6 protein-coding genes and 1 pseudogene are annotated in these 6698 nt (G+C 67.3%); 1 reads left to right on the forward strand and 6 read right to left on the reverse strand.

The genetic code is table 11. The annotated features are described in order from the left end of the window. Positions 1-104: 104 nt before the first annotated feature. The 4 genes and pseudogenes from AB0G15_RS43165 to AB0G15_RS43180 form a co-directional block, all read right to left on the reverse strand. Positions 105-657, reverse strand: a pseudogene (locus tag AB0G15_RS43165) (transposase). A 64-nt stretch (positions 658-721) separates the two neighbouring features. Further along, positions 722-1687: an RNA polymerase sigma factor SigJ gene (gene sigJ / locus AB0G15_RS43170; protein ID WP_362851486.1), complete on the reverse strand. Its 966-nt coding sequence runs from the start codon at positions 1685-1687 to the stop codon at positions 722-724. Between the two features lie 82 nt (positions 1688-1769). Then, positions 1770-2504, reverse strand: a complete 735-nt coding sequence (locus AB0G15_RS43175; protein WP_362696055.1) for an NAD(P)H-binding protein — start codon at positions 2502-2504, stop codon at positions 1770-1772. 386 nt (positions 2505-2890) lie between these two features. Next, entirely contained in the window at positions 2891-3520 is a 630-nt protein-coding gene (locus tag AB0G15_RS43180) for a helix-turn-helix domain-containing protein (protein ID WP_362851488.1), read from the reverse strand. An 85-nt stretch (positions 3521-3605) separates the two neighbouring features. On the opposite strand from AB0G15_RS43180, the gene AB0G15_RS43185 reads away from it, so the two are divergent. Then, positions 3606-4247 (forward strand): SDR family oxidoreductase, encoded by a 642-nt coding sequence (locus AB0G15_RS43185; protein WP_362851490.1) that lies wholly within the window; start codon positions 3606-3608, stop codon positions 4245-4247. Positions 4248-4414: 167 nt separating this feature from the next. Here AB0G15_RS43185 and AB0G15_RS43190 read toward each other — a convergent pair whose 3' ends face one another. Continuing rightward, positions 4415-5308 (reverse strand): TIGR02452 family protein, encoded by an 894-nt coding sequence (locus AB0G15_RS43190; protein ID WP_362851492.1) that lies wholly within the window; start codon positions 5306-5308, stop codon positions 4415-4417. 670 nt (positions 5309-5978) lie between these two features. Further along, a complete protein-coding gene (locus AB0G15_RS43195; RefSeq protein ID WP_362851494.1) occupies positions 5979-6536 on the reverse strand; it encodes an SMI1/KNR4 family protein in 558 nt (185 codons plus the stop codon). Positions 6537-6698: the final 162 nt, after the last annotated feature.

Consider the following 6698-nt stretch of genomic DNA (forward strand, 5'->3'; position numbering starts at 1 on the left):
CGCTGTTCCTCACCACCGAGGCCGTCATCGCCGAGAAGCCCGAGAAGGCCGGAGCCGCCCCCGCCATGCCCGGCGGCGGCGACATGGACTTCTGACCGATCGTTTCAGAATGAGGTTCGCGGGCGGCGGAGGCATATGAGGCTGCAGGCCGGTCCGGGCAGCCCGTGGTGGAGGTCGGCGCGTCGTTCGTAGCGGGTGCGGAGTCGTTTGAACTGGTGCGGCCAGGCGAAGGCGCGCTCGACCACCCAACACACCTTGCCCAGTCCTGAGCCGTGGGCGAGACCGCGTCGGGCGATCATGGGTTTGATGCCGCGCTTCCACCGCAGGCGGCGGTACTTGTCGAAGTCGTAGCCCCGGTCGGCGTACAGACGCCGGGGCTTGCGGCGGGGGCGTCCGCGCAGACCCCGGATCGGTGGGACCGCGTCCAGCAGTGGCAGAAGCTGGGTGACGTCAGGCCGTCACCCCGGAGCAGCCCACGGTCTCCGCGGGGACGTCGCGCCAGGCGACGCCGGTCCGCAGCGCGTACATGACGCCGGTGAGTGCCACACGGTCCGGAACGCGCAGCCGCCCGGGATAGCGGTGGCGCCCTTCGGGAGCAGGCGGCAACAGCGGAGCAACCCGCTCCCACAGGTCCTCAGGAACAAGATCAGCACGCATCCCGGACACACTGCCGACCAAGATCGTCGACACAAGACCCGCAACTCAACCCATTCCAAAACAATCAGAGTGGCCAATTCGTCAGCTTTACTGGATTCAGCATCAGCCACACATTCGTGACGCCTTCATCGCTGACGTCAAAGGTAACCATTCCGTATCGACGCCCTTCATTTCGAATAATGTATCCGAGACCGTCAGCTGTGTCGCGTCGCTCAAGACGGAGGGCGGGCTGCTTGCGCATCACTCCCAGGAACCACCGGGCTACATGATCCGACCCACGGATGACCTGAGGTGCGGCATTGACGAAGCCGCCGCCGTCTACTCGTAGTTCGACGTCTGGAGCCAACACGCGGAGCAGGTCCTCGATGTCCCCTCTGACAGTTGCACCACGGAATGCCCGAACAACCTCATCATGCTGGTGGGGAGAAACCTGTGCGCGTCTTCCTCGTCGAACGTGGCGGCGTGCGGACGTTGCCAGTTGCCTTGTTGCTGCTGCTGAACGACCTACGACACCAGCGATCTCGTCAAACGGGACGCCGAACACATCATGCAGGACGAACGTCACTCGCTCTGCTGGGGTCATGGCCTCGAGGACCGTCAGCAATGCCATGCTGACGGCATCATCGAGGGTGACACGTTCGAGCGGATCAGCAGCGAGATGACTGGAGTTCAGTGGCGCAATGGCTGTGTCCGCAAAGAGGTCAGCCGGAACTGGCTCCGGCAGCCATTGCCCGACGTACGTCTCCCGTCGTGCCCGCGCGGAACCCAGCAGGTCGAGTGAGATGCGGCTCGCAACTCGAATCAGCCATGCTACAGGCGCGGCAATTTCGTCGCGTTCCTCGGGCTCAAGGCGGTACCACCTCACATATGTCTCTTGCACGACGTCCTCGGCATCGGCCAGGGTGCCCATCATACGAAAGGCTAGCGACAGCAGACGATGCCGCTCCGCCATGACCGAATCGAGAGCCCGTGATTCGTCACGCTCGGCTTTTCCGAACTCTGCGGATTCAACAGGAAGATCTTCCGACATGGGGCACCCTTTCCCATTGGGCGCAGCACGCCTAACCTATTTCCTGGCGGTCAGACGTTCCCGCCTCTCTCCACTATCGCATTCAGGCGGTGGGGATCCCTGTAATCGGGTACCGCACGCTACCTGTCCGGTACGCGCCGCGCGGAACCATGGCATCGAGGGGTTCCTGTCCGTCCACGGTCACAACCTCACGATCGTCTCCGCGATCGGCCAGAGTGGCACGGAAGAGGTCGTCGTGGTAGAACCGGTCGGGTCCAGCGATCTCGACCACACTTCCCGGCTCCAGCGTCGTGACAGCCTCGGCGAGCAGTTCGACGACTTCGTCCAGCTCGACGGGCTGGATGAATGACCTCGGAGCGAGAACCTTTCCGTCCACGGTGTGCTGGTCAATGAGGACAGGGATGTAGCTCTGGAACTGGGTGGCCCGAATGATGGTGGCGGGGATCGAAGCGGATCGCACGGCCTTCTCCTGCGCCACCTTGCCGAGGTAGTACCCGATCTCAGATGCGTCCCCTTCTCCAACGCCGACAATGGAGAGCACGATGTGATGACGCACGCCTGCCCGCTTGCCCTCCGCGGTCAGGTTGTTGATCGCTCCCTCGAAGAACGAGATCGCCCCCTCCGCATCAAAGCGGGGGGTGTTGAGAACGTTCACGATGGTGTCGACTCCGACGAGAGCCTCGGTGAGTCCCTTGCCCGAGATCACGTCGATCCCGTCCTCGAGTCCTCCCGAGACCACCTCGATGCCCTTGGCCTCCAGGTTGTCAGCAAGGCGGGACCCGACACGGCCGCGCCCACCAGCGATGAAAACCTTCATTTCCTCACTCCGTTCCGGGGCACCAGTCGCTGCCCTCACCAACAGGACGACGCAGGCCGGAAAAATGTGAGGTTGCGAAGCAGGCTTGCCACCACACCGTGTCCTATGTGGTGAGGCGGAGGAGTCGCTCGTAGCAGCCTCCGCCGCCTGCGAACCTCATTCTGAAACGATCAGTAAGTCCGTCCCCGGTCATGGGCTTCCGGGTCCCCGGTCACGGACTCCGAGTCCACTTCCAGTCACGGCCGGACGGGTGCCTCCGGCCACGCACTCCCGCGTCCACTTCCAGTCACGGCCGGACGGGTGCCTCCGGCCACGCACTCCCGCGTCCGCCTCCGGTCACGGCCGGACGGGTGCCTCCGGCCACGCACTCCCGCGTCCGCCTCCGGTCACGGCCGGACGGGCGCCTCCGGCTCCCGGACGCCCTCCAGGAGGGTCCTGGCCAGCGCGGCGGCGAACTCGTCGAGCGGCCGGGCGGCCGGTCCCGACGGCGGGCGGTCCCCGGCGAAGGCCTGCAGGAAGGCGCGCTGGAAGCACGCCCCGAGGAACAGGGCCGCCGCCGCCTCGGGGTCGGCGCCCGCGCGGAGACGCCCGGCGGCGCGCTGCTCGCGCAGGTAGGCGGCGAGGGTGTCGAGCGGCTTGTGCGGGCCCATGTCGAGCCTGTCCATCTCCTCGCCGTGCCGCCGAAGCAGCGCCGGATCGGAGAACAGGGAGGCGGCGATCGGGAAGGTCGACGCGTAGAACGCCACGGCGTGCCGGGCGATCTCGGCCAGGGTCTCCTCGACGTCGCGCCCGTCCACCTCCCCGCTCTCCAGCTCGGCGAGGAGCGGGGCGAACCGGGGCAGCCGTTCCTTCAGGACGAACGTGAACAGCTCCTCCTTGCTGTCGAAGTGCTTGTAGAGCGCGGCCTCCGAGCATCCCGCGGCGCGGGCGATCTCCTTGGTGGTGGTGCGGGCCAGCCCGATGGTCCGCATCAGCTGGTCGGCCGCGTCCAGGATCCGGACCCGCGTCGGCTTCATGCTGGGCGCTCCCCCGGAGTTGACGAATGGGTGGGTGAACACTCACCCTAATGGTTAGTGAGCACTTACCCACCAGGAGGGCACCATGAAGCTGACCGTCTGCGGAGCCACGGGTGGTACGGGCCGGGAGGTCGTACGACAGGCGCTGGAGGCGGGGCACGAGGTGACGGCGGTGGTGCGCGATCCCGCTCGGCTGCCCGGCGACCTCACCGGCGTGCGGGTGGTGACGGCCGACGTGACCGACCCGCAGGCGTTGCGTCCCGCGATCGAGGGACGGGACGCCGTGATCTCGGGTCTGGGCCCGCGCAGCAGGAAGCTCGCCCGGGACGGCGTCGTCGCGCCGGCGACGCGGGGGATCCTGTCCGCCCTGGAGGTCTGCGGGGTGCGCCGCTTCGTCGCGGTGAGCGCGGCCCCGGTCGGCCCGTCGCCGCAGGGCGACCCCTTCCTCGACCGCAGGATCATGACCCCGCTGATCCGGAGGTTCCTGCGGGACGTCTACACCGATCTGGGGGCGATGGAGGAGGCCGTCCGCGCCGGCGACACCGACTGGACGGTCATGCGGCCGCCCCGCCTGCTGGACAAGCCTCGCACCGGGACCTACCGGCTGGCCGTCGGCGGCAACGTCCCCGGCGGACGCACGATCGCCCGCTCCGACCTGGCCCACGCGATCCTCGCCCTGCTGGACGACCCTGCGACCGTGAGGCAGGTGGTCGGCATCGCGTACTGAACCTCCCCGCACCTCCGACGCCCCGCTCCTGCGCGACGCGGGCACGGAGAGCACCGCCGGCCCGGACGTTCCCGGCGGTCATCCGGATCCGACAGGCCCCGGCAGGACCCGGCGGAACTCCGCGGGACCCGGTACGGGGGCATCCCGGGGGTGCCGAGGCCGGTGCCCTATCCGGGCTCGCCGGTGAACGCCCGGGCGAACGCGTCGTGGACGGGCGTTCCGGGGGCGTCGTCGAGCACGGCGAAGACCACCCGCTCGAAGCGCCCGTGGAAGGCGCCCGAGGGGCCGAGATGCGTGGCGAAGCAGGCCGCCACGAGCGTGGGCGAGTTGCGGAACACCCCGCACCCCCACGCGCCCAGCACGAGCCGGCGCAGCCCCGAGGCGGCGAAGAGGCTCAGTGCCCTCCCCGAGCGCTCGAACAGCACCTCCGGCAGACGGGCGCGCCGCTCGTCGTTCTCGTCCATGGCCCTGGCGTTCGGCGCGGCCACGGTGAGGAACGAGACGGGGTACGGACGGGCGAGCAGGGCGGCCCGGTCGTCCCTGAAGACCGGGACCGCGGGCGAGAAGATCGCACGGTCGCTGTAGAGCGGATCGCCCCGCTTCCGATGGAAGGCGTAGAAGTCCGGCGCCTCGAGCAGGCAGCGGTAGAGCCCCGACGCGTACGCCAGGCTCTCCTCCTGCGCCTGGGTCCCCCTCAGGAACCCGCCCCCGGGATTCTTCGCCGAGGCGAAGTTCAGGCAGCCGACGGCACCGTCACCCCAGCCCTCGCCTTCGGTCCCGCCGGTCCCGTCGGCTCCGGCCATCCGGCGGGCGGCCGACAGGGAGGTCTCGTTGACGACCTCCACCGAGGTCGCGACGGCCGGGGACATTACCGGGGACACGGCGGGCGGGGACACGGCGGGCGGCCCGACCGGCTCGTCGGGCCCCCACAGCCGGGTGCCCGCGACGGCACCGGCGAGCTCTTTCGCGATGGACACCCGCCCCCGCGAGGGGTGGTCGTACCAGCCGCGCTCCAGGATCGCCACGGTCTCCGCGGCGAGCGCCCGGCGTGCTTGGGTCATCTTTCCTCCCGATTTCCTCCCGGGCACAAGTTATCCTCATTGTGAGAAATTCTCAATACGAGAAAGACATGGAAAAGGAGGCTCCCCGGCGCGGATGGCCGGGGAGAGCCGACCAGTGTGGAGTTCCGTGGCCGCCCGATTCGTCTCCAGCGCCTCCTCATCACCTGCGAGAACGCTCGGTCACCACCGAAAATGAGTCAGAGCCGAAAACCGTACGGTCCCGCCGTCAACGCCAGAGCCACATCACATGCCGGGAGAGGTCGTGCCGTCCGAACCGTCTCGTGGTGATGACGTGAGCAGCGCCTCCACCAGGCCGTTGTCTGACGAGTCGGCACACGGGGCGCTGACAAATTCTCCTTGTGGGTGTGCCGGTGAGTTCCAGGTCCGCCCGTAAGCGGGAGGAGGCGATCGTAGGAGTGCAAGGCTCGGTGCATCAGACGACCGGCAGGCCGTAGTGAGCTGGACGGCCACTCGCTCGGCAATGGCACGGAGCCACAGGGTCGCCGTCAGGGGCGCCTGCGGCATCGCCACGCGATGGGCTTCGCCGATCCTGAACCACACCCCCCGCCCGAAGAGCCTTCATGGCACAACACGGCCGCCAGCACCAAGATTGATAATTTTGGTACCGGCAGCCTTGGAAAAGTGATCACGGTGCTACAGAAGTATCAGTTCACCCGAGGACGAAGGGTCGGTACAGACCGCCGCGATGCGCCGCGACAGCACGGAGACCGGATGGCTTGAAATCTTTTGCGAACGAGCCTTTCAGCCACTCCGTTAACCATTCGGCAATGGTCATGTTCTGTGCCAACAATTCCGGGTGATCTACGCTTTTCTCTTCCTCCGAACTTATCTGGTCCGGCCGACGGTAAGGACCCATTGGATTCCATATCCACATGGGTCCGGCCGGATCCCGGCTGTCCATCACGGACCAGATTCCCGCACTCCAGTCGAACAGCCATAGCATTCCGGGCCAATCGTCGCGTGTACTCTGGTCCACATCGAGGATGTCGGCCACCTCGAAATGGTGCTCGTACTCGCTGCCGGCCACCCCGAGGATCCCCCCGCGTGGGCCGAAGCCTCCGTTGGCAATTTCAGGATAGAGACGGCGAAGCAATGGTGGTAGTGGATGTCCGATTGCCTCCTCCGCCTGACTGATCGCTTCCGGTGAAGCGGGAGGCAGGAGATTCGGGAGCACACGAATCGCTTCGATGATCTCATCCTCCGCCATGTCCGTAATTATTGGATATCGCGACCGGTTAAGTCAAGGAGACATCAGGTCGTGGGGGCGGGGGGGGGCGCCCCGCCCCGCCGGGGGGGAGGGGACCAGCCCCCGCTTCGGCGGTGGGGCCGCCCGGCACCCCAGCGCCGTGCGACCCTCGGTTCAGACCAA

It is taken from the genome of Streptosporangium sp. NPDC023825 (genome assembly GCF_040639575.1).
Classification (GTDB): domain Bacteria; phylum Actinomycetota; class Actinomycetes; order Streptosporangiales; family Streptosporangiaceae; genus Streptosporangium.